This is a genomic window from Alishewanella sp. WH16-1 (assembly GCF_001441695.1).
Taxonomy (GTDB): domain Bacteria; phylum Pseudomonadota; class Gammaproteobacteria; order Enterobacterales; family Alteromonadaceae; genus Alishewanella; species Alishewanella agri.
The window spans coordinates 1-26,236 of sequence record NZ_LCWL01000123.1 but is presented as its reverse complement, the minus strand read 5'-3'; the positions used below and the strand labels follow the sequence as shown (position 1 = coordinate 26,236).

The 26,236-nt window shown below is 53.3% G+C and carries 24 protein-coding genes and 1 pseudogene; 12 read left to right on the top strand and 13 right to left on the bottom strand.

Features of this window, described 5'->3' with window-relative positions; all coding sequences use genetic code 11:
* Positions 1–24: 24 nt before the first annotated feature.
* Positions 25–948 carry a LysR substrate-binding domain-containing protein gene (locus AAY72_RS13310; protein ID WP_057788117.1) on the top strand — a complete coding sequence of 308 codons (924 nt, stop codon included), beginning with the start codon at positions 25–27 and terminating at the stop codon, positions 946–948.
* Positions 949–1,055: 107 nt separating this feature from the next.
* Positions 1,056–1,940, top strand: coding sequence for a hypothetical protein (locus tag AAY72_RS13305; RefSeq protein WP_057788115.1), 885 nt, complete (start codon positions 1,056–1,058; stop codon positions 1,938–1,940).
* On the opposite strand, the gene AAY72_RS13300 is transcribed toward AAY72_RS13305, so the two are convergent.
* From AAY72_RS13300 to AAY72_RS13280, 5 genes are all read right to left on the bottom strand, one after another.
* On the bottom strand, positions 1,937–2,395 hold the full coding sequence (locus AAY72_RS13300) for a GNAT family N-acetyltransferase (RefSeq protein WP_057788113.1): 459 nt from the start codon (positions 2,393–2,395) through the stop codon (positions 1,937–1,939). The two genes, AAY72_RS13305 and AAY72_RS13300, sit on opposite strands and share 4 nt — an antisense overlap.
* Positions 2,392–3,489, bottom strand: coding sequence for a transcriptional regulator (locus tag AAY72_RS13295; protein WP_197408420.1), 1,098 nt, complete (start codon positions 3,487–3,489; stop codon positions 2,392–2,394). Before AAY72_RS13295 ends, AAY72_RS13300 begins: the two co-directional genes overlap by 4 nt.
* A 30-nt stretch (positions 3,490–3,519) precedes the next feature.
* Positions 3,520–4,077, bottom strand: a complete 558-nt coding sequence (locus tag AAY72_RS13290) for a hypothetical protein (protein WP_008984005.1) — start codon at positions 4,075–4,077, stop codon at positions 3,520–3,522.
* Positions 4,078–4,240: 163 nt separating this feature from the next.
* On the bottom strand, positions 4,241–5,260 hold the full coding sequence (locus AAY72_RS13285) for a hypothetical protein (protein WP_057788111.1): 1,020 nt from the start codon (positions 5,258–5,260) through the stop codon (positions 4,241–4,243).
* 157 nt (positions 5,261–5,417) lie between these two features.
* Positions 5,418–6,323 carry an AEC family transporter gene (locus AAY72_RS13280; RefSeq protein WP_057788109.1) on the bottom strand — a complete coding sequence of 302 codons (906 nt, stop codon included), beginning with the start codon at positions 6,321–6,323 and terminating at the stop codon, positions 5,418–5,420.
* Positions 6,324–6,527: 204 nt separating this feature from the next.
* Here AAY72_RS13280 and AAY72_RS13275 point away from each other — a divergent pair, with 204 nt between their 5' ends.
* The 3 genes from AAY72_RS13275 to AAY72_RS13265 all read left to right on the top strand — a co-directional run bounded on the left by AAY72_RS13275 (position 6,528) and on the right by AAY72_RS13265 (position 9,043).
* Positions 6,528–7,277: a class I SAM-dependent methyltransferase gene (locus tag AAY72_RS13275; RefSeq protein ID WP_197408419.1), complete on the top strand. Its 750-nt coding sequence runs from the start codon at positions 6,528–6,530 to the stop codon at positions 7,275–7,277.
* Positions 7,278–7,531: 254 nt separating this feature from the next.
* Positions 7,532–8,020, top strand: coding sequence for a fasciclin domain-containing protein (locus AAY72_RS13270; protein ID WP_008984010.1), 489 nt, complete (start codon positions 7,532–7,534; stop codon positions 8,018–8,020).
* Positions 8,021–8,212: 192 nt separating this feature from the next.
* Positions 8,213–9,043 (top strand): alpha/beta fold hydrolase, encoded by an 831-nt coding sequence (locus AAY72_RS13265; protein WP_057788162.1) that lies wholly within the window; start codon positions 8,213–8,215, stop codon positions 9,041–9,043.
* 6 nt (positions 9,044–9,049) lie between these two features.
* Here AAY72_RS13265 and AAY72_RS13260 read toward each other — a convergent pair whose 3' ends face one another.
* Positions 9,050–9,379, bottom strand: coding sequence for a helix-turn-helix transcriptional regulator (locus AAY72_RS13260; RefSeq protein ID WP_057788106.1), 330 nt, complete (start codon positions 9,377–9,379; stop codon positions 9,050–9,052).
* Between the two features lie 163 nt (positions 9,380–9,542).
* On the opposite strand from AAY72_RS13260, the gene AAY72_RS13255 reads away from it, so the two are divergent.
* On the top strand, positions 9,543–10,457 hold the full coding sequence (locus AAY72_RS13255; RefSeq protein WP_057788104.1) for a permease: 915 nt from the start codon (positions 9,543–9,545) through the stop codon (positions 10,455–10,457).
* Positions 10,457–11,821, top strand: coding sequence for a glutathione synthase (locus tag AAY72_RS13250; RefSeq protein ID WP_057788102.1), 1,365 nt, complete (start codon positions 10,457–10,459; stop codon positions 11,819–11,821). The genes AAY72_RS13255 and AAY72_RS13250 overlap by 1 nt, the downstream gene beginning before the upstream one ends.
* Before the next feature lie 9 nt (positions 11,822–11,830).
* On the opposite strand, the pseudogene AAY72_RS13245 reads toward AAY72_RS13250, so the two are convergent.
* The 3 genes and pseudogenes from AAY72_RS13245 to AAY72_RS13235 all read right to left on the bottom strand — a co-directional run bounded on the left by AAY72_RS13245 (position 11,831) and on the right by AAY72_RS13235 (position 17,222).
* A pseudogene (locus AAY72_RS13245) lies at positions 11,831–12,859 on the bottom strand (CNNM domain-containing protein).
* Between the two features lie 113 nt (positions 12,860–12,972).
* Positions 12,973–16,125: an efflux RND transporter permease subunit gene (locus AAY72_RS13240; protein WP_057788100.1), complete on the bottom strand. Its 3,153-nt coding sequence runs from the start codon at positions 16,123–16,125 to the stop codon at positions 12,973–12,975.
* Entirely contained in the window at positions 16,125–17,222 is a 1,098-nt protein-coding gene (locus AAY72_RS13235; RefSeq protein ID WP_057788098.1) for an efflux RND transporter periplasmic adaptor subunit, read from the bottom strand. Before AAY72_RS13235 ends, AAY72_RS13240 begins: the two co-directional genes overlap by 1 nt.
* Before the next feature lie 196 nt (positions 17,223–17,418).
* Here AAY72_RS13235 and AAY72_RS13230 point away from each other — a divergent pair, with 196 nt between their 5' ends.
* The 5 genes from AAY72_RS13230 to AAY72_RS13210 are packed head-to-tail and all read left to right on the top strand — an operon-like array spanning position 17,419 to position 23,045.
* Positions 17,419–17,772: a hypothetical protein gene (locus AAY72_RS13230; RefSeq protein WP_008984017.1), complete on the top strand. Its 354-nt coding sequence runs from the start codon at positions 17,419–17,421 to the stop codon at positions 17,770–17,772.
* A 48-nt stretch (positions 17,773–17,820) separates the two neighbouring features.
* Positions 17,821–18,423, top strand: coding sequence for a hypothetical protein (locus AAY72_RS13225; RefSeq protein WP_057788096.1), 603 nt, complete (start codon positions 17,821–17,823; stop codon positions 18,421–18,423).
* The gene (locus tag AAY72_RS13220; protein WP_057788094.1) at positions 18,423–19,535 is read left to right on the top strand and encodes an efflux RND transporter periplasmic adaptor subunit; all 1,113 of its coding nucleotides are present in this window, start codon (positions 18,423–18,425) and stop codon (positions 19,533–19,535) included. Before AAY72_RS13225 ends, AAY72_RS13220 begins: the two co-directional genes overlap by 1 nt.
* 12 nt (positions 19,536–19,547) lie before the next feature.
* The gene (locus AAY72_RS13215; RefSeq protein WP_057788093.1) at positions 19,548–22,646 is read left to right on the top strand and encodes an efflux RND transporter permease subunit; all 3,099 of its coding nucleotides are present in this window, start codon (positions 19,548–19,550) and stop codon (positions 22,644–22,646) included.
* A gap of 3 nt (positions 22,647–22,649) precedes the next feature.
* Entirely contained in the window at positions 22,650–23,045 is a 396-nt protein-coding gene (locus AAY72_RS13210) for a hypothetical protein (protein ID WP_057788091.1), read from the top strand.
* A 66-nt stretch (positions 23,046–23,111) separates the two neighbouring features.
* Here the strand turns inward: AAY72_RS13210 and AAY72_RS13205 are convergent, their stop codons facing one another.
* From AAY72_RS13205 to AAY72_RS13190, 4 genes are all read right to left on the bottom strand, one after another.
* On the bottom strand, positions 23,112–24,146 hold the full coding sequence (locus tag AAY72_RS13205; protein ID WP_057788157.1) for an MJ1255/VC2487 family glycosyltransferase: 1,035 nt from the start codon (positions 24,144–24,146) through the stop codon (positions 23,112–23,114).
* Positions 24,147–24,202: 56 nt separating this feature from the next.
* On the bottom strand, positions 24,203–24,736 hold the full coding sequence (locus tag AAY72_RS13200; RefSeq protein WP_057788088.1) for a phosphatase PAP2 family protein: 534 nt from the start codon (positions 24,734–24,736) through the stop codon (positions 24,203–24,205).
* Positions 24,737–24,827: 91 nt separating this feature from the next.
* A complete protein-coding gene (locus AAY72_RS13195) occupies positions 24,828–25,229 on the bottom strand; it encodes a VOC family protein (RefSeq protein ID WP_057788086.1) in 402 nt (133 codons plus the stop codon).
* Between the two features lie 33 nt (positions 25,230–25,262).
* Positions 25,263–26,123 carry a LysR family transcriptional regulator gene (locus AAY72_RS13190; protein WP_008984025.1) on the bottom strand — a complete coding sequence of 287 codons (861 nt, stop codon included), beginning with the start codon at positions 26,121–26,123 and terminating at the stop codon, positions 25,263–25,265.
* Between the last annotated feature and the right edge of the window lie 113 nt (positions 26,124–26,236).

Here is a 26,236-nt window from a genome sequence, read left to right as displayed (position 1 = left end):
TACCAAGCCGGAGCCAACTTACCGATGCCAGCCAGTACCCTCGCCCGTTTTCAACGTATTACGCCGCAACAACTGCGCGCCTTCGAAGCCAGTGCCCGCTTGTTATCGGTAACCCAGGCTGCGCGTGAGCTCTTTGTTAGCCAGCCTACGGTATCAGTGCAACTGAAAGAGCTGGCAGAAACCCTGGGTGAGCCGCTATTTGAGCAAAGTGGCCGTCAGATCCGTTTAACTCAGGCCGGTAAATTACTGTATCAAACGGTACGCGAGCTCGCTGGCTGCTGGCAGCGGCTGGAATCCGAGCTGGCGGCAATTCATGGTTTGGTGCGCGGCAAGCTAAAAATTGCCGCGGTCACCACAGCCGAATACTTTGTCCCGGATCTGCTGGGCCCTTTCGCGCGCGCCTATCCAGGCATTGAAATTGAGCTAAGTGTTGAAAACCGCGATCGTATTGTGCAGCGACTAAGCCAGGGACTGGACGATCTGACGGTAATGATGCTACCGCCAGCAGAGCTGGATTTGGACAGCCAGGCCTTTCAAACCAACAACTTGATTGTTATAGCCCCGGCGAACCATCCGCTAAGCAATAAAAAGTTGCGCCTAAACGAACTTAGCAGCGAACGCTGGTTAATGCGGGAAGCCGGCAGTGGTACCCGCAAAGTCACGGCGCAATTTTTTGCCGAGCAACAATTTCAGCCGAATATAGTGATGAGCCTGGGCAGTAACGAGGCAATTAAACATGCGGTAGCGGCCGGGCTTGGTATTGCGGTGCTGTCAGATTTGGCCGTCAATCAACCGGCCTGGTCAAACACTGCTAATGGACTAACGACACTGGATGTCGCCGGCTTCCCAATCGCCCGGCAATGGTACCTAGTCTGGCGCCGGGATACCCCGCAAAGCGCGACGGCGCGGGGCTTTATCAGCTATCTGCAGCAACAAGCTAAAGAATAGAATTTAGCGGACTGGCGCAACATTCAGCGCCGTGCTAGAGTGCGCGCGATCCGGTTCCGGCTCAATTCAACCCTCAAATCCTAACACCATTCAGGTATTCAAAAACTATGTTCACTTATGTCGTAAACAAGTGCGCTGCCGTGCGTCTAAGCTTGTTGTTAATAGCGGCGTTATTGTTAAGCGCCTGTGTTGCGCCAGCCTTGTTATTATCACCTCAGGGCCAGCTGATGTGGGCCATGATTAAACCCATGGTGGGCCTCGATCCTAAAGAGGTAAATTTATTTGAGCAACCACTGATTAAAAACCGGTTGGAACCCTTACTGGGCGAGCATTACCAAACGGCAGTATCTTTGCTGAACACGGCAGATGAGATCAAACAGCAAGGGCCGCTGTTTTATGTTGCGTCCAACTATACGCCGCTACCGCAGCTGGCTGAAAAAGCGGGCTTTGTCTGGAATGCCGAAACCAACCAGATGGCGGTATTAATCAGTAAAGGCGGCGCTACAAAGATTTTTGCCGAAGCGGTAGAGAAAAAGGCGAAAACCGTGCTGCCAGTGTGGCCAGATGAGCTGGTAGATTACGCCAAAATGGCCAGCAATCCGGAAAAGTTACTGCAACAGCAACTGGAACAGCAAAAACAACAATTACTTGAACAGCCGCAACAGCAGCTGCAGCAAGCTATTGAGGCACAAAAACAGCAGCTAATTGACGCGCCTAAACAACAATTTAAGCAAGCGATAGATGCGCAAAAGCAGCAATTAATTGAAGCGCCCAAGCAGCAACTTGAGCAAGCCATTGATGCGCAAAAACAGCAGCTAATTGAAGCGCCCAAGCAGCAACTTGAGCAAGCCATTGATACGCAAAAACAGCAGCTAATTGATGCACCCAAGCAACAGCTGCAGCAGGCTATCGAAGCACAGCAACAACAGTTAAGCGAGCAGCCGGAGCCGCAGCTGAAAAAGCTGGCAGCACCAGTACCAAAACAGGATTAAAGGGCTTTTTGCATAAAAACGCTAAGCGGGTCCGGCTGATAATCGGCAAAGGGCCCGCAAACCTGATAACCATGGCTTAGGTACAGCTGTCGTGCTGCGGTAAAATATGGCTCCGCGCCGGTTTCCAGATACAGCATACTAACGCCCTCTGCTATAGCAAACTGCTCTAAGTGGTCCAGCAGGGCTTTTGCCACGCCTTTACCACGGGCGGCTTTGGCAGTGCGCATCGATTTAATTTCTGCCATAGCAGCAGTGTGGTGCTTAAGCGCAATACAGCCCAGCAGCTGCCCGCCCTGCCGGGCGCTCCAAAACATAATATCAGGTGCTTTTAACCGTTCGATATCCAGCGCATGCACACTCTCTGGCGGCGACGTCGCATACATATCAGCAAGATGTTCATTCAGCAGATCCCGAATATCCTGACTAGTGAGCGGATCACGTTGTATTTCAATCATAAATTTCTCTGCTTAACACGCAGCCAGGAGCGCGATAACGCCAGGCTGACACCGGCACAAAACAAGGCCGCTTCTAACATCGCACTTAGATGCACCCACCCATTGTGCCCCTGATTTCGTAGCAAGGCTTCACTCGCCACGGTCGCCAGCGCGGCATCAGGAAACTGTGCCGCCAGTTGTACCAGGCTGCCCGCCAGTAACACACCGCCATTTTGACTCAGGATTAACGCGATAAGCAGCGCCGGCAACACCGCATATAAGCCATGCCATTTGCCGGGAAAGCGCAGTAACAACAGGCAACTGAGCGCGGTTGCCAGTCCAATCGCCGCGCCTTCGCCGGCGCCGGTAATTTGTGCCGGACTGCGGCCAAAAAACAGTTGCAACACTTCATGCAACAACAAGCTGACAAAGCTACCCACCAGCAGCCCACCACTAACACCGCTGAGCAGGATAACGGCTGCCCGGGCTTGCCCCCACACCATTGCCGCGCTGAGCGCGGCAGCGACGGCGCCACCAGCCAAAAGTGCCAGCAATAGCGTAATACTGAGTAAAACCAGTCCCAGCGCTGTGGCCTCGCGACCAGCAAAAGACAATTGTGTAGCAGCCAGTAAACCATATACGGCACCGCCAAACAGCCCGGCAATAGCCGCCCCCGCCAATCCCTGCGCTAAATGCTGCCAGAACTGTAGTGAGGCGACGACATCCCTCTTGACTGGCACCTGTTCAGCTAACAGACTCGCACTGCTATCAGCGGCGCTTTGCCAGCTTACGGCAGCGATAAAGCGATAACCATGTTTAGGCACGGTTTCAATAAAACGCGGCGCACTGGCGCTATCCTGCAATACCCGACGTAGTGTGCGGATACACTGGGTGAGTGCTTCATCACTCACCACCAGGCCGGGCCAGACTTGCTCAAAAAATTGTTGTTTACTAACCAGTTTACCGGCGTTTTGCAGTAATAACTGCAAGGCATCCAAATAACGACTGTTTAGCTCAACCGGCACCCCGGCACAGCGTAACTGGCGCTGCGCTGGCTCTAATTCAAATTCTGCGAACTGATAACACTGTGCCACCATCAGGCTGTTTGACTCCATCAAAAAACCGCTGCACCATCATTTTCACTATTATGCCTCAGTTGCGGTCTTGCTGGCGCCAGAATTTCGCAACAGACCCGCAGCTAACAGCCATAGCAACATAAAGGCGACATTAATCACCGGCGCGGCGCCCAACCCCGCCAACTGAATCACGATTTCCACCCCCAGTTGCAGCCCAGCCGTCAGATAGAGCACCCGGCTCATGGCCTGCGCCTGAAAGCGCACCCATACCGCGCCAAGGACTACCGACGCCAACACGATCAGATAAAGTAGATTAGCCGGATTATCTTCACTGCCTATAATGCCAACAGCCAGATTAATCCAGATGAGCACTAAGGAGGTCAGCACCAGTAGCGCCCAACCGGCGCGTCCGGACAGGTCGGCACAGCAACGACAACCCAGTTCTATCAGCAAGGCGGTGCCGCCAAGTAAGATCCCGGCAATCACAAAGTCTGATCCGGTCCAGTTCACTTCAGTCGTAAATTGCATCGCTATCAAAGGTAACAGCAGCAAGGAAACAACAGTTCCCCAAAGTATCATCCGCCAGGGGTTACGCCAAAAATGCGTTAGGTGCTGCAGCATAGTCATAGTTCACTCCAAATCGAAAGTTAGCAAGCATGCTGAGTCTGCGGGCTTAGCGGCGAAAAGACATGAGGAAAAGCTGAGCAAGCGCTGATTTTTTAGTGAATTCAGTGCAGCTGAGCAGGCGGGATAGTACCAGCCCGCTAAACCGCTGGCTGGTACTATGCTGTTATAAACGGGCCTGGAGTTGTTGCCGCTGCTGTTCCAGTTGCGCCAGCCGGTGCAGATAATCGTCACAGGGTGGCATTGAGACGCGATTGATCATTTTACCCAGTGGATTATAGAACCACTGATACCAGCTTAGCTCAGCTACCACCTCTGTTTGCGGACAGCTCAGCAGCAAAGCTAACTCGTTACTGCTGGCTTGCGGTTGGTATAACGGGCGAACCAGAGTTAAACCAAGTTTCTCTAAAAAGTTTAAATCCGACGTATCATACAGCGCCGCGGTAATACCTTGCTCTGTTAGCCGCCACTCGCCAGCCAGCGCCTTGCTTAAACTGAGTTCAGATTCAGTAAAAGGTTGCTGCCAGGGCGTGATGTTAAATGGCGTCTCTGCCGGCTTTGGTATGTTGGTAAGCTGAAGCGCCAGATTAAAATGACGCTCGATGGCGGCACTACTAATCATCTTGGTTAACAGGTAACGATTCTCGGTCAGTAGATTGCGCCAGAACTTAAGATCGGCCGCTAACAGCTGCTCAACCTGCAACCAGTGACCTTGCTGTGCCAATAGATAAATCTGAAGCAAATTCAGGCGCTGCCCATTTAATAGCGGTTGAAAAGCCGGCAGTTCATCGGCACTGGCAAGCACTGGCTCTTGCCAATGGTTGCTGCTTAGCAACTGCTGATAGAACGCCAATAAAGTCGTGTTCTCCAGTAGCAGCTGCTCAAGTTGCGTCGTGTCTGCAGCCGCTAAGGCCGGGCAACCTGCCTGGTTACAACCGGCAAATAATTGCTGCAGCGTAGTGTTATCCTGGGTTTTCAAAGCCGCTTGCTGCGCCTGATAGCGCTGATAGCCATTGCCAGCGACCGGCTCTGACAGCAACTGTTGTTGCAACGCCAGTGCCGGAGCTGACGGTGCTTCGTCTTGCCAGTTTAACGCCAGTAACAATAAGTAGCCCAACCCGCCGACGACAAATAGGGCCAACACCAGCTTGATAACTATTTTGCTCAGGGTAATAACAGCTGACATCCATATCTCCTTAAAACCAAGGTAACCGTTACCTTAGAACATTTTATCTAACTTTACCAGTTAGTTAACCTTAGCCAGCCAGCGCTCAACGCCCGTTGACTTGAACAGCTCGGGTGCCGGGTGCCCAATGGTATCGGGTTGTTAACTCTCGAACCGGCTAAGCGGGATAGAAGTGAAATAACAATAACAGCCAGAGCGGTAGCGTCAAACACCCCAGCATAGTGGACTGAGCAATCACGGTGGCAACAGGCTGACGATCGGCACCATAAACCGACGCCAACACATGCGCTGCAGAAGCAGTGGGCAAGGCGGCAAATAAAATCAATACCATCGCCGGACCACTGGGTACGGCCAGCCAGTAACAAACTACCAACATAGCTGCCGGCATCAGCACTAACTTGATGCTGTTTAGCGCAGCTGCAAACCGGCCCAGCCGCCACAGCGCCTGCCACTGCATAGCAGCTCCAATTGATAACAGCGCTAGCGGAATCGCGGCTTGTGCCAGTTTTTGTAATGCCAACATCAGAATATCAGGCAGTGACAGCGCAAACAGCGAACAGCATAAACCAGCCAGACTCGCCAACAGAAAAGGGTTTGTCGCAATCAACCTAACCGATTTCGTAAACCCCAATCCCTGACCACGCGATAACACCCCAACGGCGAGAATATTGGCTACCGGTACTGCTAAACCAATCGCGATCGACATCAGCGCCCGATGCTCGGCTGGCAATGCTTGCACCATCACCATCGCCAAAGCCGTATTAAAGCGCCATGCGGTTTGCCACAGTGCGGCAAAATCCAGAAACCGCCCAGGCCCCCAGCCGCGCACCAGCCAACCGAGCAGGCAGGCAAACAACATAATGCCCCAGATCCCAGGTGCCAGAATCGCGATATCAGCGCCTGCCGGTGGTGCCCCCAGCGCACTGACAAAGATCAACGCCGGAAACAACAAATAAAAATTCAGCGTATCCAATGCCTGCCAGCCGCCGACAGGTAGCACCCGCCGCAACGCAGTACCACTTAAGAGCAGCAAAAAATCCGGCAATAACGCAAGCAACACCATCCCAACCCCACTTATCCACACGTCTCCGGTACCGGCCCGACCAGTTTATCCACAGGTCTCCGGTACCGATAGGACCAGCAACACCGAATAATTCATTAACACCGCCTCGAGATGCCGACTTTATTCAACCCGCACCAGAGTTTCACTTCGCTATCGCTGAAAACTGCTATAAAATGCGCCACCCTTTGTCGTCCGACGCTTAATATGCAGGCTACTAACGCACTCTACACCGATTTGTCGGGCTATTACGACTTAATGTGTTGTGATATTAACTATTTACAGCAAAGTCATGGCATCATCCGCTTACAGCAACTCTTTGGCAATAGCGGTATTCAACATCTGGATCTGGCTTGTGGCACCGGACCACATATCCGGCATTTCCTAGATGCCGGTTTTACGTCGCAAGGATTAGATTTAAATCAACCTATGTTAGCGTTAGCCCAGGCACGCTGCCCTGAAGCGACATTTAAACTCGGCGATATGTGTACCTTCGAACTTAGCCAGCCAGTTGATTTAATTACCTGCTTTCTTTACTCCATCCATTACAGTGGTAGCGTTGCGCAGCTGAGTGCTTGCATCAAGCAAGCCTGGCAGGCATTAAACGCGGGTGGCATATTTTGTTTTAATGCCGTTGATAAAGATAAAATCTGTAACCTTAGTGCGGTTAGCCACAGTACCTCATATCAAGATAGCCGTTTCGACTTTGCGTCGGCCTGGTACTACAGCGGTAACGGCGAACAACAAGCTCTTAAACTACAAATCAGCAAAACAACGGCGTCAGAGCATCAATATTGGCAAGACGAACACCCGATGGTTGCTGTGAGTTTTACCCAACTGCAAGCGCTACTTGCCCCCTACTTTAAGATTCATATTCTGGCGCATGATTATGAGCGGATCCAACCCTGGGATCAGCAAGCGGGCAATGCGCTTTTTGTCTGTATTAAGCGGGATTAAGCATTGCAGACTGGTCAGACCGGTACCGGAGACGTGTGGATAAACTGGTCGGGCCGGTACCGGAGACGTGTGGATAAAGTGATCGGGTTGGGAGTTGCTGGCGTTACGTTGTTAATTCTGTTTTAGTTTTCCCGTCCCGAAAAAATATAAATCTGATCCTTTTTTCAACAACTGGCGTTTTATTACCCGAACCTTGTGGCGCGAACGCCTGTTGTATGCGCCCGAACCCAACCTAAGTTGAAAAAGGAAACGTTATGAAACTGTCACACTTGATCGCTTGTTCACTCTTTGCCGGCTCATTACTGTTTACTGCTCAGGCACACAACCACAAAGCAAAAGCCGACATCGTCGATACTGCTGTAGCTGCAGGTAGCTTCACTACGCTGGTCACTGCAGTGCAAGCGGCTGAGCTGGTTGATACCTTAAAAGGCAAAGGTCCGTTCACTGTTTTCGCCCCAAATGATGCCGCCTTTGCCAAGATCCCTGCGGCTGATTTAAACGCGCTGGTAGCCGATAAAGCCGCATTGACCAATGTCCTGACTTACCACGTGGTAGCCGGTAAAGTGATGGCCGCTGATGTGGTTAATCTGACATCCGCCAAGACCGTACAGGGGCAGGACCTTAACATTGAAGTGAAAGACGGCAATGTATTTGTTAACGGCGCCAAAGTTATCGCTACCGACATAGAGACCAGCAATGGTGTGATCCATGTGTTAGATACCGTGGTAATGCCATCTAACTAATTCTGCATCCTCTACCGCCGGGCTAACCGGCGGTACTTCAAAGCTTTACCTCTGGCGACTGACCGGCTAAAGTGAGTTTTCACCCGTTAGACTCCTGGCAAAAAAATGGACTTTAGTCACAACACGACATCATCAGCCGGCCGTTGCTGCCGCCGTCATGAAAAACTTGGTTTATGGTTATACCAACAAAGCATGGCTGTCGAAGCTTACTGCTATGGTCTGCGCCGCAGGCAGGCTGATATTGGCGAGCTGACCATCAGCTATTACTGGTATGCCAACCCCGGTAAACCAACACTGGTATTGCTACATGGCTTTAGCGCCGATAAAAGTATCTGGCTGCGTTTTGCCCGTCAGCTGCGGCGCCACTATCAGTTATTGATCCCAGACTTACCTGGTCATGGTGAAACACCCTTCGCCGCTGATGCCAATCATAGTATGCCCAGACAAGCGGAGCGACTGGCATTATTTTTGGCGACGCTGCACCTGCCACAGGTGCATCTGATTGGGAATTCGATGGGCGGTTTTTTAGCCACCGTCTTTGCCAGCCGCTATCCGGCGCAGGTGCTCTCCCTGGCACTACAAGATCCGGCTGGGCTTAGCTCCGCTACGCCAAGTCAGTTAGAACAGCAGGTACGCCAGGGTTTAAACCCGTTTTTACAGTTAGATTTTGCCGACTTTAAGCGGTTTTACGCCCTATCGATGGCCCGGCCACCCTATATTCCACAGCTAATGCTAAAAGGCATTGCCTGCCGCTACCAACGACAACGGGCATCACTTGCTGCTATCTTTGCTGATTTTTTCGATTCCCGCTTAACAGCGGCAGAGCTGGCGCAGATTAAGGTACCGGTTTTATTATGTTGGGGCGAAGCAGACCAACTGATCGATATCAGTGCTGTAGCACTTTGGCAGCAACAGCTACCGCAACTCCAACTGCAGGTTTTTGCCGGTATTGGTCATTTACCGATGCTCGAGATCCCAAAGCAAAGTGCTACCGTCTATCGCCACTTTTTACAGCGGTGCTAGCCAGTATTAGTCACAACAACTGCTTTGTGAAGCTGAAGCCGAGGGCAAACCGAGGCAACACTCATCATATAAAAATGCTAACAAGGTCTCGACGTTGTTAAAGAGCAAACTGCAATATAAGGTGCGGCCATCCCGGCGTTGTGCCATTAAACCGACTTTGGTCATCCGGCTTAAATGATGTGACAGCGTTGAATTTGGAATATCTAAAGCCTGCTGGATCTCGCCAACCGCAACACCCTGATGACCAGCACGCACCAAAATCCGAAAAATGCCTAATCGGGTTGGATGCCCCAATTCTGCCAACTGCGCTGCAGCCAGCTCCAATTCCAGACTCATCTTTACTCCAGGTCCTGAGTTGCTAACAGCGCTAGTGTAACGCCCTCCCGAAATAATTTCCACAAACTTGGAAATATTATTTGACACTTCCATGTTTGTCGAAATATTATATTTCCACAATCACGGAAATATCTGTGTGTGCTAACTAACCTGTGGAGGTTTTATGTCAGATGCGTTTTATGCCAGTGTGCAATTTTTTATCGGTACCCTTAGCGAGCTGCTGATACTCTTTGTCTTGATTAGTATGCTGGTGTACCAGCTGCAGGATCGCTTTCCGGCACAGCGGATCCAGGCCTTATTAGCCGGTGACAAAGGTTACTTTACCGCCGCTGCCCTGGGCGCTATTACACCCTTTTGCAGCTGCTCCACTCTGCCGATGTTAGTCGGTATGCTGCGTGCCAATGCAGCCTTTGGCCCGGTGATGACCTTCTTACTCACCTCCCCCTTGCTTAATCCAATCCTGGTTGCCCTGCTGTTTTCCGTGTTTGGCGCCAAACTCACTCTGCTATACGCAACGGGCGTGCTTAGCATTGCGGTCTTGTCTGGCCTGCTGTTATCACAACTGGGCTTTTCCCGTTACGTTAGGCTACCTGCAGCAGAGCAGTCTTGCTGTAATAGCTCCCAGGCCACAGTAGCGATAAAGTATTGGTCATGGCAGTACTGGAGCCACTTATGGCTGCGGGCAATTAAAGATACCCGCAGCTTTCTGCCACATTTAATACTTGGTGTACTGGCGGGTGCGGTGATCCATGGCTATGTACCAGCAGAATTCTTTGCCAGTTTAAGTGGTAGCAATAGCCTGTACCTGATCCCGCTGGCCGCTGTGATTGGCATTCCGCTGTATGTTCGCGCCAGTTCAATGATCCCGTTGGCCCTCAGTTTAGTGGGTAAAGGAATGAGCTATGGCAGCGTTATGGCGCTGACAATCGGTGGTGCCGGTGCCAGTTTGCCCGAGCTGATTATCCTGAAAAAGATCTTTCAATGGCCACTGCTGTTGGCATTTATTGGTGTGGTGCTTGTTACTGCCTGCAGCACCGGTATTGCCATTGATCTGCTGTTACCGGTAAGGAGTCTGTGATGGCACAGTCGCTGCGAACAATCGCCACACCTCAGCAACTGGCTACTACACTGCAACCTTTGCTGATTAACGCCCGCCTGGGTTTGCAACAGGCCAAGGGTTTTGTACCGGCGCCGGTTTCACTGACGCCCTGGCAACTCAGTAGCTCGCAGTGGCAACAGGCAAGGACAGCGGCTACGCTACTTGGACGTTTGCTGGAAAGGATCGCTGGTGATCCCTGTTGGTTACTGCAACAAACCCGGGCACTTCAAGACTCGGCATCAGTGCCAGGCGAGATCTGGCGAACCTTGTCTGCGATAGAGCCAGCTCGCTTAACCAGCCGGAATCTCAACTTAAGCCGGCATGATTTGCTGTTAACTGCAGGCGGATGGCGTTGGGTCGAATCTAATCCGATTGCCGCCGGCATGGGCCCCCTTAGTGCACGCTATCAACAACTATTGGCGCCCTTATTGCCACTGCCTTATGTCGATAATCCGGCATTGGCCGCTCAAGCGAAGCTGTTAGCAGAAGCCGCTATTGCCAATGCTGCCGGACAGCCCGCGTTATTGGTTATGGTCATCGCGGAACAGGAGCAAAATATCTTTGATCAGCAATTGCTCACTGAAGCCGTCCGCCAGCACGGCGTGGCGACCGAACGGCTGACCCTAAACCAGTTACAACAAGGCCAGGTGCGGGGAGACAAAGGTTTCTATCTGACAGATGGACGGCGGGTAAGCGTATTGTACTGGCGCACCGGCTATAACCCACTGCCACAGGCAGCTGATTACTGGGCGTTTCGGGCGAATCTTGAGCACACGAATCTGCTGCAATGCCCTAATCTGGCAGGACAGTTAAGCGGCAGCAAATGGTTACAGCATCAACTGGGACTCTTGCTGCAGCAGCCTAGCGGGCGGCAACAGCTCGCTCAGCGCTTTGGACTTAGCCCGGCACAATTGCAGCTGCTGCAACAACTCATCGTGCCCAGCTTTGCCGTTGCCGACTTAACAGCGGAGGCAGTCCGCGCCAAACTAGCCGCCGGCTACTGGTACAAGACTCAACAAGAAGGCGGTGGCAATGTGGCGCGCTACGCGCAAGGCTGGCAACGCTATCAGCACTATGACAGCGCCGATCTGCTGATGGCGCCGATTAATGCTAACATTCGCCGTGAAAATGTCTTTAGCCTAAAACATGGCGAACTGCTGCAGAATAACAGCGCTGGTCAAATCAGCGAGTTGGGTATTTTTACTCTGGGCTCGGCCGCCAGCTATGGCGGATATCTTTGTCGTAGCAAAGCCAGCAGCAGCCTGGAGGGTGGGATCAGTCATGGTGCTGCGACTTTGGATTTGATTAGCCTGAAACCTTGTTGTTGCTCAGGTTTTGCCTGAGCAACAAGATCAGGATTTTACATCTTCCAGTTGTTTCTGCTTATGCTCCCAGCGGCGCTTGGCAAAGCGGCGCATGTTGGGGATATCGTCGGTCTCATCCATAATCGGCTGGCCGATAATGGCTTCAATCACATCTTCCATGGTAACCAAGCCCATCCAGCTGCCGTACTCATCGTAAACCAACGCGAGATGCTGCCGCTCGCGGATTAACTGCGACATTAACTGTTCCACACTGAGTTTATCCGGAATAATTTTTACCGGCTTCATAATATCAGCTGCGGTTTGGCCGTCAGCAAACTCCAACATATCGTAACGAAACACGATACCCAAAGGCGCTTCGTCATCATCCAGTACCGGATAACGCGAATACTGATCTTTTTTAACCCGCTACACCAGTTCAGCCAGCGGCTCATCCGGCTTAGCATACTCACAGACGGTGCGCGGCGTCATAATGTCCCGCACTTTAATATCGTGCAGATCCAGAATATTGCCAATCACCCGCTGTTCATCTTCGTCGAGTTTATTCAGCTCACGGCCTAAAATGGTCAGGGCTTTTATCTCCTGACGTAAATCATGATCGTGCTGGCCGCCACCGAATAGCTTCATAATTTGATCTGACATCCAGATAAAGGGCTTTAGCAGCAATATCATGGTGTTCAACATGGCAGGCAATACCGGCACCAGACTTGGCCAGTAGCGTGCACCAATGGTTTTAGGCAGAATTTCTGACAAGACCAAAATCAGTAGGGTCATCACCGCAGACGCGATACCCAGATAACCGTCGCCAAAGACGATAGTGACCTGTGCACCGACACCGGTAGCACCCACGGTATGGGCCACAGTGTTCAGGGTCAGAATAGCCGCCAGCGGCTGGTCAATTTTCTCTTTCAGCTGTTTTAATTTTTCGTAGCGCTTAGGCTGCACCAGCTTTTGCTGGGCGATATAGCTGGGGGTGATAGATAACAGGGCAGCTTCCAAAATGGAGCAGACAAAAGATACCGCAATGGATAATACCACAAAAGCGATTAATAAACTCATACAGGTTGGTTACAACACTCCTTTTTGCCTCGACCCGCGCAGTATATCAGTGCGAAAAACAAAAGCGAGGAGGTTTTTCGGATTTTTCCCAGCTTTTTATTCACTCATCTCACTCAGCTTCGCAACAATTCCCGCCGTTTTAATACCGATACCAGCAGCGCAGGCAGGAAGGTTAAGCTAATCAGCGTCGAAAAGATCAGGCCGCATAACACGATAATACCGACACCGCGGTACAGTTCGGTGCCCTCGCCAGGCAGCAATACCAGAGGCGCGAGACCAAACACCGTGGTTGTGGTTGACATTAAAATCGGCTTTAAGCGGGTCGCCACTGCTTGCAGCACCGCCTCGGTGACAGATACTCCTGGTAGCTGTAAATTATGCCGGCTTTGATCGACAATCAGGATCGGGTTATTCACTACTGTACCCAGCAGGATCAGGAAGCCCAGCATGGTAATCATATCAAAAGGTTGATAAAAACCGCCCAGGCCGATAGTTGAGAGCAGACCGCTGATGCCATTAATCCCCACCAGACCGACCAAAGCCCCCGCTAATCCGAGTGGCACAGTCGCCAGGATAAATAGCGGATAGCCCCAGTGGCTGAAAATTGCCACCAGCAGTAAATAAATCAGCACCACGGCAATCAGGAAATTACTGCTTAATGCGGCTTTGGTTTCATCCAGTTGATCCGACGCACCGGAAATATCCAGCATTACGCCGGGCGCGATAGCCCCCTGCTGCTGTAATGCCGGTACTAACTGTTGTCGCACGATGTCCACTGCGGTTTCTAACGCCACCGAACGCGGCGGGATAATATACAGCGTCACCGTCCGACGGCCATCTACCCGCCGCAGCGTATCGCTATCCGCCACTTCAACCAGCTCCGCCAGGCTACTTAGCGGTAACACCGCCCCTGAGGGGGTTAACACCGGCGTTTGCGCCAGTTGCGCCAGGCTCTGCCCGGCACCTGCCTGACTAAATAAAAAGATATCCACCTTATCATCGGCTAAAAAGAACTCATCGACAAAGGCGCCATCACTCAGCGCCGACACCGCGTAGCCAAAGTCGGCGGCACTAAAATTCAGCTCAGCCAGGCGCTGCCAATTCGGCCGGATTTCTATCAGCGGCTGATCCAGTGACAACGAAGCCGGCTCGGAGTTAAGTTGTGGCCGGTCAAACAAGTCGCCGGCGGCAACATAGGCCGCATCGGCAGTGGCATATAAACTCGCTAAATCCGGCCCGGAAATATCCAGCGCAACCGCCCGGGTACCGCCGTCATTGCTACTGATAATCGACCCACGTGATGAAAACGCCCGCATTCCCGGATACTGGCGGAATAATGCCGTCATCGCATCCATCATCGGTGTAATATCCTGTGGCCGCACCGGCTCACTTAACACCCGGATCCGGCCAACAGAGACACTTAACGAATAGTATTTCAGCGGCGGCATCGCCGTGTCACCCCGGTCATAGGCTGCCGGATCGGCATTGACCTGAGCAGTTAAGATGGCTTTTAGCTCCTCCGCAATCTGTGCCATTTCCGATAAGTTATAACCGGGCGGTGCAATCATTGACGAAAAGGCTTTCGGTTCCTCACCTTCAGGCAGATATTCGGCAGGTGGCATAAATAGCCAGGCCGCACCCAGTGTCAGAATGACCGTCAGGCTTAATACTAACCGTCGTGCCAGTGTCGAGTGCAACAACTTTGCCAGCAACGGCAGGATCAGGCCGTTAGCGCTTGGCGGGGCAGCAGCACCCTGCAGGGTCGTGCTGCTGCCGTTACTGCGAAACCCTAAGCGGGCAATCGCCGGCGGTACCACAAAGACCGCTACTAGCATAGAAGCAATAATCGCCGCCGCAATGGCAATGGCGATATCGGAATACAGTTGACCGGCTTCCTGTTCAATAAACAGAATGGGCATAAAAACCAGCACCGTAGTCAAAGTGGACGCCAGCACCGCCGGCCAGACATCACGCACGCCGCGGATCGCGGCCTCAATCCGGTCCAGACCGCGCTGCTTCGCCTGCTCGATACTCTCCAGCACCACGATGGTGTTATCCAGCGTCATACCTATCGCGAAGGCAATACCGGCCAGGGAAATCACATTAATGGTACGGCCAAAGGCGAGCAAACCAATAAAGGCAGCAATAGTACAGATTGGCACGCCAATCACGCCAACCAGGGTTGCGCTACCCGAACGTAAAAACAGATACATCACCCCGGTAGCCAGCGCGGCCCCCAGCGCCAGGTTAACCCAAACATTGCTAATAGAGTCTTCGACATAGCGCACATCATCACTGATTAACATCAGTTGCAAACCATTGCTGGCCAACATATCGCGGTTAATCTGGGCCACCACCTGTAACATCGCCTCTTTAATAGCAATGACATTTGAGCCGGGTTCGCGCCGCACCGACAGGCCGAGTGTTTGCTCACCATCAGCAAACGACAACTCCCGCACTTCAAAGTGATCCAGCACCAAAGTCGCCACATCTTTCAGACGTACCTGATTATCGCCCTGCTGTGTCAGGATCAAATTTTCCAGCTCAGACAGTTGTTCAAAACGCCCGACTACCCGCAACAAATAGCGCCTTTTCCCGCTATCAATATCCCCCGCTGAGCTGTCACGGTTGCGGGCACGGATCGTATCGCGCACCTGGGTTAAACTAATGCCACGCTGCGCCAGACGCGCCGGATCGACCAAGACCTGGATTTGCCGCTCGGCACCACCACTTACCCCGACTTCCGATACCCCGGGCACCCGCTCCATCTGCGGCCGGACATAATCCTCCGCATAATCGCGCAGCATATCCATATCAAGGTTCAGTGGATTACCGGCCAGTGGCATCAGTCGGAAGTACATAAAGGCGTTATTGGAAAAAGAACTGCTGAACAGCCGCGGCTGATCGACATTTTCCGGATAGGAGGAAACCTGACTTAACGCATTGCTGACCCGGATCAGCGCTTCATTCACATCGACGCCAAAGGGGAATTCCAGCTCAATTTGCGCCGAGCCGGTGCTGGCGCGTGACACCATGCGTTTCAGATTTGGCAGGGTACGTAAATACCGCTCCTGCTCAATCAGGATCTCTTTTTCGACATCCTGCGGCGTCGCCCCGGGCCAACCGGTTACCACACTGATAGTGCGGACTTCCAGATCAGGGATCATTTGCACCGGTATGCGCAGCGCTGCCACTATCCCCAGCACACACACCATTAATACGGCTACCGTCAGGATGGTACCGCGACGAATACCTGCATCCAGCATCAGTTTGCTCCCTGACGATTGGCGCCAGCTGGCGTAGGATTCAGGATCCGCACCGGCTGGCCAGCGCGCAAGGTCTCGTTACCCCGCACCACCACCGGTAAACCGGCAGGTAAGCCTGATAAAATTTCCACACCGCGCTCACTGCTGCGGCCAAGCTGCACATTAAAGCGTTCAGCCTGATTATCGCGGATCGCAAAAACGCTGAAGTTACCATCCGGATGACGTAACAATGCATCGGGTGGCACCACCAGCACCTGGCTGTCTTCACGTTCAAAATATAAGGTCGCCCGGGCTGAGGTACCGGGCAGTAACGGAGTATCGGCGGTAGTCACTTCAAGGCGGGCCAGAAAGCTGCGGGCATTACTATCGCCCACCGGCACTGTGGCCAGTAACCGGCCGCTCAGCACCTGCTGCGGCGCCAGATCCGAGCGCACTTCGATGCGGCGCAAATTAGCAAGATTGGCAAAATATTCTTGCGGCACCTGAATATCCAGTAATAACGGCGATAAACTGACCAGCTGAAACACCGGTGCGCCTAATGCTAACCACTCGCCCAGATCAGTATCGCGCCGTGCGATCACACCGGCAAAAGGTGCAGTTAAGGTATGCCGGCTGATAATTTCCCGTTGCTGCGCTAAGCGGGCATTGGCTTGTTGCAGCAAGGCTTCGGCCTCAGCTAATTGGGCGCGCCGAATTGCCAGCTCGGTTTGCGGAAACAGTTGTTGTGTGGTCAGTTGTTCCGCTTCAGCCACCAGACGTTGGCGCTCGGCTAACATAACCCGGGCCGCATTAACCGCGGCAAGCTGTTGTGCCAATTCATGCTCAGCCAGCGCCGGATCTAACTTTAACAGCGGCTGCCCGGCCTTGACCTCAGTGCCGGCATCCACCAGCAATTCAGCCACCAGGCCGGCAGTGCGGCTCGACAACTGGGCATTTTGCTGCGCCGTCAGACTGCCGCTTAACTGCAGCTGCTCGGCTAACCCCTGTTGTTGCGGTTGAACAACCTGTACCGGTAACGCCTCATCGGCAACAGCCGGTACCAATAAGCCTGATATCGTTAGCGCCAGCCAATACAGATAGATGCCACGGCTTATCATGCTACCATTCCCTTTTCATTTTTGATTATGCTTGATATTTGCAGTATGGGCTAACTTCGCTCTCAGATCACGTTAAACGACAGGGTGTCGTCAGCCAGCGATAGATTGTGTCAGTAAAATGGCCATGCTAAAGTGATGCCTCTATCATTTCTCACCGAGTTTCGCCGTGCTCCGCCAGATACTGGTTTGCCTGTTAATGCTAAGCTTATTTGTCCAGCTGTCTGGACGTCACTGGCTATTGCATAACGATAACGCCGGTATCGCCGTTGAGCATCAACACCAGACCAGCGCGGCTTTATCCTGGCATGACCTGCTGCATTTTCTTGGTAAGGCGCACCTGCACCACGCTGATGCCGAGCAAATTAGTCTGGAAAACTCTGCCGAAGCCCGCTGGCATGTGTTTGCCGATCTCTGTCACAGCGCGCAGTTACTGTGGCAAACAGTGCCCGAGGTAGCGCTTGATTTGCGTCCGGATCTGGTACTGATAACCTTCTCCGGCTGGTGGCCGCGTTCACCGCAAAACCTGCTATGGCGGCCTCCCCGCCCCTGACTCTGCTGATTAAATTTTTACTTCACTGTATTTAGCAGAGGATTTGTTATGTTTAGCTTTAAACTACAGCAGCTGACTGTCGGCTTGCTGTTAAGCGTGCTGCTCGCTGTTTTGCCTGCGTTAGCCGCACCCGGGGCACATGGCCCCAATGGCGAACACCTTGCCGGGCCCGTTGTCACTAACACCCAGCTGGCGCCGCGTTTTGAAACCTTTAGCGAGCAGTTTGAACTGCTGGCCGAACTCTACGACGATCGCCTGGTGTTACATTTGCACCACTATGCCAGCAATCAGCCCGTCGCTGATGCCAGCCTGGAGCTGGAAAGTGCTGGTTTAACTGCTCGAGCCCGCTATGACAGTGAGGCAGGTAACTATGAAATAACCGAGCCGGTACTGTTACAGCTGCTACAGCAACCGCAGCAGCATGAGCTGGTAGTGACCGTTTTGACCGCGGAATACGCTGATCTGCTGCTGGCCAGTTTTCAGCTATCCCAAACAGCCACCCCGCATGCCTCTGAGCATGATCATCAACATGAGCATGACCATCATAAACATAGCCACTATGGTCGCTGGTTAGCCGCCCTGGTTCTGCTGGCGCTGGTCGCTGGCAGCGGTTACTGGTTTGGTCTAACCCGTGCGGCGCGGAGGTTATAATGCAGCGGCTTAATCGATTTTATCTCAGCATGCTGTTCGCAGCAGGGCTGCAGGCCGCCGCTGCCAGTGCCGCCCCGGGGGCGCATGGTCCTGATGGCGAGCATTTAACCACTTCGCCCGAAACCCGTTCGCCACTGGGCCGTCAGGCGGATGGCAGTGTGGTGTTACCGATGGCACAGCAACGCTTGTTCGAGATCCGCACTCAGTTGGGGGTTAGCAGCACCGCCGCGCTAACCCGGCAACTGCATGCCGTAGTGCAAAGCCATCCGGCTGGCCGGGGCCTGGTGCAAGCCAATAGTGCCGGCCGTTTAGCGCCGCCGGCAAATGGCCTGCCCGTTGCCGGCCAGCGCGTTCAGGCCGGGCAAATTCTTGGCTACTTGTATTACCAGGATACGGCTTACGAGCAGGCCAGCCAGTTGGCAGAGCTAACTGCGCTGCGCCTCAGTGCCAGCCAGACCGAGCGTGACGTGAAACGTCTGCAGCAGTTGTCTGATTTAGTGGCGCAACAACAGCTGGAACAGCTGCAGTTGCAGCTGAACAGCCTGCGACAACAAATCCGGCAGTTAGAAGGTGGTCTGGAGCAACCAGAAGTGCTTACCGCCCCGCTAAGTGGCATTGTTCAGCCGCATCAACTGAGTAGCGGCCAGTGGCTGGCTGCCGGGCAACCGCTGTTTGAAATCCTTGATCCGGCTTTGTTACTGCTGGATGCCCGCACCACTGAGCCCGCGCTGCTCAATCAAATCGGGCACGCCTATCTGCAAGGCTGGCCGCAAGCGACGCTGGAATATATCGGCAGCACTGGGCAATACCAGCAGGGTAGCCTCAGTTTGCAGTTTAAGCTAACCCAGGCACCGCTGGCTGTCGGCCAACCCGTGACGCTGGTCGTAGCGCAAGCCGGGCAGCTCAGTGGTATTCGCCTGCCCGCCAGCGCTGTGGTCAGCAGCAGTCAGAATCTGCCGCAGGTTTGGATCAAACTGAGTGCCGAGCGCTTTTTACCGCAAATTGTGCGTTATATGCCGCTGAATGACACAGAGGTGCTGATTACCGCCGGTTTGGGAGCGGACAATCGCGTGGTGGTACAAGGTGCCAACCTGCTGAATCAGATCCGCTAAGCGGGAGGAACCATGTTTGACATTATTGTACGCCGCAGCCTGGAGCAGCGGCTGTTGGTGCTGCTGGCTGCCCTGCTGCTATTAATTTACGGCCTGTTCAGCGCCAAATCGCTGCCGGTCGATGTGTTCCCGGATCTGAATAAGCCGGTTATCACTATCCTGACGGAAGCCGGAGGTATGGCACCGGAAGAAGTGGAACAGTTGGTCAGTTTTCCACTGGAAAACCTGCTGAGCGGTGTTACCGGCGTCAGCCGGATCCGTTCCACCTCCGGTATCGGACTTTCGCTGTTATATGTCGAATTTGACTGGGATACCGATATCTACCGTAATCGGCAACTGGTGGCAGAGCGCCTGACCCTGGCACAGCAACAACTGCCGCGACAGCTTACGCCGGTCATGGGGCCGGTATCGTCTATTATGGGCGAGATTATGTTGCTGGCATTGCCACTTAAAGCCGGCGTAGCAGAAGGTCCGATGCAGGCCCGCGAGTATGCCGACTTTGTGCTGCGCCCGCGCCTGCAGGCTATTCCGGGTGTATCTCAGGTGATCCCGATTGGTGGCGAAGTGCGTCAGTACCGGGTGATCCCGGATCTGCCGAAAATGGCGGCTGCCGGCGTCAGCTTAGCCGATCTCAAAGCAGCGCTGCAGGGCTTTGCCCGTAATGCCGGCGGCGGTTTTCTGGAGCTAAATCAACGCGAATATCTGTTACGCCATCAGGCGCTGACCACTGAGCTCTCAGATCTGCAATTACTGGCTGTCGGCTGGCATGCCGGTCAACCCATCTTGTTACAGCAACTGGCAGAGGTCAGCTATGCCGCCGCGGTAAAACGTGGTGATGCCGGCTTTAATGGCCAAAGCGCCGTGATCCTCAGCATCCAAAAACAACCTGATGCCGATACCGTTGCGGTAACCGCCGCCATCGAGCAGGCACTGACCGGGCTACAAAGTGGTTTACCTGCCGGACTGACAGCGCCGCAAGTGCTGTTCCGCCAGGCAGACTTTATCAGTGCCGCGGTGCGTAATGTCACCGAAGCGCTGCGTGATGCCGCCATTATGGTCCTGATCGTATTGTTTGTGTTTTTACTGTCCAGCCGCACCACCTTTATTTCACTGCTGGCGATCCCGCTGTCTTTTGCCGTTACCATCCTTGTGTTCCGTTGGTTCGGCATGACCATCAACGTGATGACGCTTGGCGGCCTGGCTATCGCTGTGGGTGAGCTGGTCGATGATGCGGTGGTCGGGGTTGAGAATACGCTGCGCCGGCTGAAACAGCGAGCGGCAGACAGCAAAGAATCGGTATTAGACGTGATTTGGCGCGCCAGCATGGAAGTGCGCTCCGGCATTTTGTACGCCACGCTGATCGTAGTGCTGGTATTCCTGCCACTGTTTGCGCTGCCGGGTATTGAAGGCCGGTTATTTAGCCCGCTGGGTGTGGCCTATATTGTCGCTATCCTGGCTTCGATGCTGGTCTCCATTACCGTTACGCCTGTGCTTTGCTACTACCTGCTACCGGGCCGGCCAGAGCTGCAGCGCCAGGATAGCTGGCTGATCCAGCAACTGAAACAGTGGCAGCAGCGTTGGTTGCGTTGGGCCTTTGCGCGCGCGAAAAGCCTACTCGCCGTGACCGCTGGCGCGGTACTGATTGCCCTGGCGTCCCTGACTCTGATGCCAAGAGCATTTTTACCCGCCTTTAACGAAGGCTCCCTGGTGCTGGGGGTAATATATCAGCCCGGCACTGCCTTGTCGGAAGCTAACCGGCTGAGCTTACTGGCCGAGCGCTTGCTATTAGAAATCCCGGAGGTCAGCCAGGTTGGCCGTCGAACCGGTCGCGCAGAGCTGGATGAACATGCCGAAGGCGTGCATTCCAGTGAAATCGATATCGACTTAACACCTTCCGCCCGCAGTCGCGACGCCGTACTCGCGGAGATCCGGGATAAGCTCGCTGTGCTGCCCGCTCAGGTTGCGATCGGCCAACCGATATCCCACCGCCTGGATCATTTATTATCCGGTGTCCGGGCGCAGCTGGCGGTGAAAATCTTTGGTGATGATTTAGCCGAGCTGCGCCTGACGGCTGAGCAACTGCGACAACGTCTGGCTGAGATCCCCGGGCTGGTTGATATTAACGTGGAACAGCAGGTGCTGATCCCGCAACTGTCGGTACAACTTAACCAGCGCAGCGCCGCCCAACACGGTTTAACGCCCGGGGCGGCGATCGAGCAGCTACAACTACTGACTGACGGCGAGGTCGTAGCGGAAATTATCGACGGGGTAAGACGTTTTGATGTAGTACTACGCCTGGCAGACACTGAACGTAGCCCGGAAGCGCTGCGCCGGGCGTTGCTGGATACCCCTGCCGGCCCGGTGCCGCTGGCAGCAGTGGCAGAAGTCAGTGCCAGTGACGGCCCGAATCAGATCCTGCGGGAAAATGGCCGCCGTCGGATTGTGGTGTACGCCAACGCCGACAGCACTGATGTTAAAACCTTACTGGCCGAGATCCGGCAACAAGTGGCTAGCCTTAGCCTGCCTACGGGCAGCTTTATCAGCCTCGAAGGTCAGTTTTTAGCGCAGGAGCAATCCATGCAGCTGGTGGCGGTTTTAGCCTTAGTCTCCTTCCTGCTGATTGCACTGGTACTGTATCTGCGCTATCAGTCCTGGATCTTGGCTGCCATCGTGTTTTGCACCATGCCAATGGCACTGTTGGGTAGTGTGCTGGGGATTTGGCTAAGCGGCTTATCACTGTCCGTGGCATCGGTTGTTGGCTTTATTACGCTAACCGGCATCGCGGCACGCAACGCTATTCTGAAGATCAGCCACTATATTTACCTGTGCCGGCATGAACAGCAGCATTTTAGTCAGGAAATGATTATCCGGGGTTCCGCCGAGCGTTTGGCGCCCGTTGTAATGACGTCGCTGGTAACAGCTTTTGCGTTATTGCCACTGCTGTTATCGGCCGGAGCGCCCGGCAAGGAAATTCTGTATCCGGTGGCCGTGGTAATTTTCAGCGGCTTACTCAGCTCTACGCTGCTGGATATTTTACTAACCCCCCTGCTGTACTGGCTGTATGGCCGGTCGGCAACCGAACAACTGTTACAACAGCACACTGAGGTATAACTGATGAGATTAACGTTATTGAAAAAAACGGGCTGCATTCTGAGCATGACAATGGTCTTGGCTATGGTCACCCTGTTACCGGCAACACCGGCTTTTAGCCACGGCGAAGCCAAGGCACAACACGGTGGTCAGATCCAAAGCCGGCACGATTTAGCAGTGGAGCTGGTCCGGCACAGCGAGAGTATAGAGTTGCATCTGACAGATCACGGCGATGCGATTGACCCAACAGGATGGCAGGGGCAAGTTACAGTACTTGCCGCCGGTGAAAAACGGGACATACCGCTGGTTGTAACGGGGCAGACACTCAGTGCCGGGCTAAGCCTGCCTGATGGTGCCAAGGTTGTGGTAAGTTTGACTAACCCGCAGCAGCAGCGCTTCTTGTTTCGCTACAGCTGGTAACGCATTACAACCAGGCCGGGGGTGACTGCTCAGGGTAACTGCCGCAGCGCATCTGGGGGGACGAGCTTAGCGGGTCGAAGCTACCACTTGCTGCCACAGCTCGTCACACAGTAACCCGGGTTGCTGCCAGTTACCAGCCAGTAACCAGTCTGCGACGGCGGCAGCGACGTCCGGATAAACCACCTGTACCACAGGCGCGGTTGCCAGCCATTGGGCAATCCGCTCTGTGCTAAGTTGCCGGCAGGCCTGACCGTAACCCAGTTGACTTAATGCCAAAGCATTCGAGGCTTGCTCCATCTGGCCAAACACCGGCTTCACTAAAATGCGTTTGCCCAAATGCAGAGCTTCGCTGGCTAATTCAAAGCCGGCATTACACAGTACCGAGGCCGCACTTTGCAGTTGCAATTGAAAGCTCTCGCGCCCAAAAGGATGCACCTGGATTTGGCCATACTGACCGGCTTTAAGACCATCACTAAAAAAGTGGAACTGATAATCTTTAATCGGCGCCAATAGCTGCAATATGGTATTAGGGTCTTCAAATGGCAGATAGACCAATACCTGCTCCGGCTGCACTGGCCGCTCTGGCGCGGCAACATGAATAAGGGGTGGCAGGATCGGTGCATTAAAATGATGCCAGTGCGCGCCGAGCGCAATACTGGCCGGCGCAAACCAACGCATCACCATACTGGCGACCCAGTTATCTTCCGCTCTTGGCACCGCGTATTGAAACGCATACTGATGGCCAAGGCCAATACAAGGTACGCCGGCACGACGCGCAGCCCAGGCGGTAACAGGTTCAAAATCGGTGATCACTAAATCATAGTGTTGTAGCGACAACTGCTTGATATCGCGCCACAAGGTTAACAAACTGGCCTCTATAGCCGTTTTGGCGTAATTGATCTTTCCCGCTTCAGTGGCAAAGGTCAGACCGCGTAGTACCTGGTAATCGCCAAACTGAGCCATGTCAAATAACTTATCTTTAGCACGACCGGAAAAAACGTAATCTACCTCAATATTGCGCTGCGCCAACGCCTGTTGCATCACTCTGGCCCGGGTAATATGGCCATTGCCGGTCGCCTGTACGCCATACAGAATTCTCATAGGCCCAGTTTTCATAGACTCATTTTTCATAAGCCCACTTTTCATAAAGCCACTTTTCATAAACCCATAGTCCCTTGCGCCCAATTAGCCACCGTTAAGCCTAATATTGCGCCGACCAAAGTATCCGTTGGGAAATGCACGCCCAGAAATACCCGGGACATACCAATTGCTGCCGCCCAACTAAACCAGAACAGCAGTGCTTGCGGGAATAGCAACACCATAAAAGATGCGAATAAAAAGGCGCAGGAGGTATGGCCGGAGGGAAAACTGAAACGATCGGACGGTCGGATAAAACTGTGAAAATCACCAAGTGCGTCCTGCGGCCGGTTACGTTTAAATAAATTCTTGGCCAGCAGATAGATGGCGCGCTCAATACTGACGGCCAATAACATCGCCTGTAACAGCCCCGCTGGCAACTCTTCTTCCAGCATAAATAACAGGGCAGTTAAAATAACGTACCAGGGCCCATCCGCTGACGCAGACAAGTAGCGGCTAAACCGCGTCAGACGCTCACGTTGTTTTAAACTCATACACCAGATAAAAGTTCTCACATCCAGCGCATGAATTGAGGCTATCAGTTGTCGGGCCATTGCAAAGTCTCCTCAACACTCTGAAGCTGAGTGTGTGGAAAACAGATGACATTGCTGTGACCCTGAAATTAAGCTTTTATGACAACGCACCTCATTTGGGCTGAATTAGATCCCACTTATTGCCATACAAATCGGAAAACACCACCACGGTCGCATAAGATTCTTCGCGTGGTTCCTCATGAAAGGTCACCCCGTTGGCACGCATTTGCTGATAATCCCGCCAAAAATCGTTGCTTTGCAAAAACAGAAACACGCGACCGCCAGCCTGGTCGCCGACCTGCTGCAACTGTTGCGGATTACTGGCTTTTGCTAACAATAATGCGGTTCCGCCTGAGCCTGGTGGCGCAACCCGTACCCAGCGCTTACCGCCTCCTAAGTCGGTATCTTCAAGCAGGCTGAAAGCCAATTTTTCTGTGTAAAATGCTATCGCCTCATCATAATCGGCTACCAGCAAGGCAATGCAGGCAATCTGTTGTTTAATCTCAGCTGTCATTTAAAGGTCCCAGGCGTAGGTTGGATATAAAGGTTAAAGCGCAGCAACCAGATAATCAACAAAGGCCATAGCGGCAGCTGTTTTGGCTTTACTGTTGGCATACAGCACATTCACCGGCGTTTGGCTGGCCGGATAATCCGGCAATAAGCTGAGCAGTTGCCCTGTGGCAAGATATTCCGCCACCATAAAATCAGGTAGCAACCCTATCCCTTGCCCAGCCAGCACTAACTGACAGGCGTTAGACATATTACCGGCTGCGATCTGCCAATTTACGCTGACCGAAATATTATTCTCAAACTGCCATTTATCCAGCGCGGCAGACAATACCACACATTGCTGCCGTCTCAGATCGTCCGGAGTGACCAGCGTTTCCGATTTTGCAAGATAAGCGGGAGCAGCACAGAGGATCCGTCTGACAGTACCAATTTTGCGGCACAACAATTCAGAGTCAGCCAACTCCCCCATTCTGATGGTAAGATCGAGCCCATCCTGCACAATGTGGCTGCGTTGCTCACTTAGCTTTAATTCAATCCGGACCCTGGGATACGCAGTAAGAAAGCCCGGTAGCAGCGGCGTAATCCGATGCTGACAGTAGCCAGTGGTGGCACCAATCCGGATCAGGCCTGCAGGCTCGGCATGTTGCTGCAGCAAGCTCTGCTCTGCCAGCTCAAATTCGTCAATTAAGCTGACAACGCTGGCATAGTATTCCTGCCCCAAATCGGTTAGCGACAACGCCCGGGTGGAGCGGTTTAGTAACCGGTTGCCAAGTCGCAGCTCCAGAGCTGATAATTGCCGGCTTAGGGTTGCCTTTGGCAAATTCAGTACCCTGGCTGCGGCAGAGATACTGCCCATTTGCACAATCTTTACGAAATACCGGGTCGCATTTAAATCCATGACTAGCTCATCTTCAGGCTGGCAAAACGTGCCCGGCAGCGGGCATTACCGTTACACAGCATAGTTCAGCTTAGATCTTAAACCCAGCTATAGTCTGTCTCTTATACACAAAT

What these genes read in the sequence shown, in the direction of transcription:
- AAY72_RS13230 (WP_008984017.1), top strand. Translation starts at nt 17,419, where the DNA reads ATGCTAAGCTTATTTGTCCAGCTGTCTGGACGTCACTGGCTATTGCAT.
- AAY72_RS13285 (WP_057788111.1), bottom strand. Translation starts at nt 5,260, where the DNA reads ATGTCAGCTGTTATTACCCTGAGCAAAATAGTTATCAAGCTGGTGTTG.
- AAY72_RS13240 (WP_057788100.1), bottom strand. Translation starts at nt 16,125, where the DNA reads ATGCTGGATGCAGGTATTCGTCGCGGTACCATCCTGACGGTAGCCGTA.
- AAY72_RS13300 (WP_057788113.1), bottom strand. Translation starts at nt 2,395, where the DNA reads ATGATTGAAATACAACGTGATCCGCTCACTAGTCAGGATATTCGGGAT.
- AAY72_RS13295 (WP_197408420.1), bottom strand. Translation starts at nt 3,489, where the DNA reads ATGGAGTCAAACAGCCTGATGGTGGCACAGTGTTATCAGTTCGCAGAA.
- AAY72_RS13255 (WP_057788104.1), top strand. Translation starts at nt 9,543, where the DNA reads ATGTCAGATGCGTTTTATGCCAGTGTGCAATTTTTTATCGGTACCCTT.
- AAY72_RS13210 (WP_057788091.1), top strand. Translation starts at nt 22,650, where the DNA reads ATGAGATTAACGTTATTGAAAAAAACGGGCTGCATTCTGAGCATGACA.
- AAY72_RS13310 (WP_057788117.1), top strand. Translation starts at nt 25, where the DNA reads ATGCCAGCCAGTACCCTCGCCCGTTTTCAACGTATTACGCCGCAACAA.
- AAY72_RS13220 (WP_057788094.1), top strand. Translation starts at nt 18,423, where the DNA reads ATGCAGCGGCTTAATCGATTTTATCTCAGCATGCTGTTCGCAGCAGGG.
- AAY72_RS13250 (WP_057788102.1), top strand. Translation starts at nt 10,457, where the DNA reads ATGGCACAGTCGCTGCGAACAATCGCCACACCTCAGCAACTGGCTACT.
- AAY72_RS13280 (WP_057788109.1), bottom strand. Translation starts at nt 6,323, where the DNA reads ATGGTGTTGCTTGCGTTATTGCCGGATTTTTTGCTGCTCTTAAGTGGT.
- AAY72_RS13265 (WP_057788162.1), top strand. Translation starts at nt 8,213, where the DNA reads ATGGCTGTCGAAGCTTACTGCTATGGTCTGCGCCGCAGGCAGGCTGAT.
- AAY72_RS13260 (WP_057788106.1), bottom strand. Translation starts at nt 9,379, where the DNA reads ATGAGTCTGGAATTGGAGCTGGCTGCAGCGCAGTTGGCAGAATTGGGG.
- AAY72_RS13225 (WP_057788096.1), top strand. Translation starts at nt 17,821, where the DNA reads ATGTTTAGCTTTAAACTACAGCAGCTGACTGTCGGCTTGCTGTTAAGC.
- AAY72_RS13270 (WP_008984010.1), top strand. Translation starts at nt 7,532, where the DNA reads ATGAAACTGTCACACTTGATCGCTTGTTCACTCTTTGCCGGCTCATTA.
- AAY72_RS13275 (WP_197408419.1), top strand. Translation starts at nt 6,528, where the DNA reads ATGCAGGCTACTAACGCACTCTACACCGATTTGTCGGGCTATTACGAC.
- AAY72_RS13305 (WP_057788115.1), top strand. Translation starts at nt 1,056, where the DNA reads ATGTTCACTTATGTCGTAAACAAGTGCGCTGCCGTGCGTCTAAGCTTG.
- AAY72_RS13205 (WP_057788157.1), bottom strand. Translation starts at nt 24,146, where the DNA reads ATGAGAATTCTGTATGGCGTACAGGCGACCGGCAATGGCCATATTACC.
- AAY72_RS13290 (WP_008984005.1), bottom strand. Translation starts at nt 4,077, where the DNA reads ATGACTATGCTGCAGCACCTAACGCATTTTTGGCGTAACCCCTGGCGG.
- AAY72_RS13195 (WP_057788086.1), bottom strand. Translation starts at nt 25,229, where the DNA reads ATGACAGCTGAGATTAAACAACAGATTGCCTGCATTGCCTTGCTGGTA.
- AAY72_RS13215 (WP_057788093.1), top strand. Translation starts at nt 19,548, where the DNA reads ATGTTTGACATTATTGTACGCCGCAGCCTGGAGCAGCGGCTGTTGGTG.
- AAY72_RS13190 (WP_008984025.1), bottom strand. Translation starts at nt 26,123, where the DNA reads ATGGATTTAAATGCGACCCGGTATTTCGTAAAGATTGTGCAAATGGGC.
- AAY72_RS13235 (WP_057788098.1), bottom strand. Translation starts at nt 17,222, where the DNA reads ATGATAAGCCGTGGCATCTATCTGTATTGGCTGGCGCTAACGATATCA.
- AAY72_RS13200 (WP_057788088.1), bottom strand. Translation starts at nt 24,736, where the DNA reads ATGGCCCGACAACTGATAGCCTCAATTCATGCGCTGGATGTGAGAACT.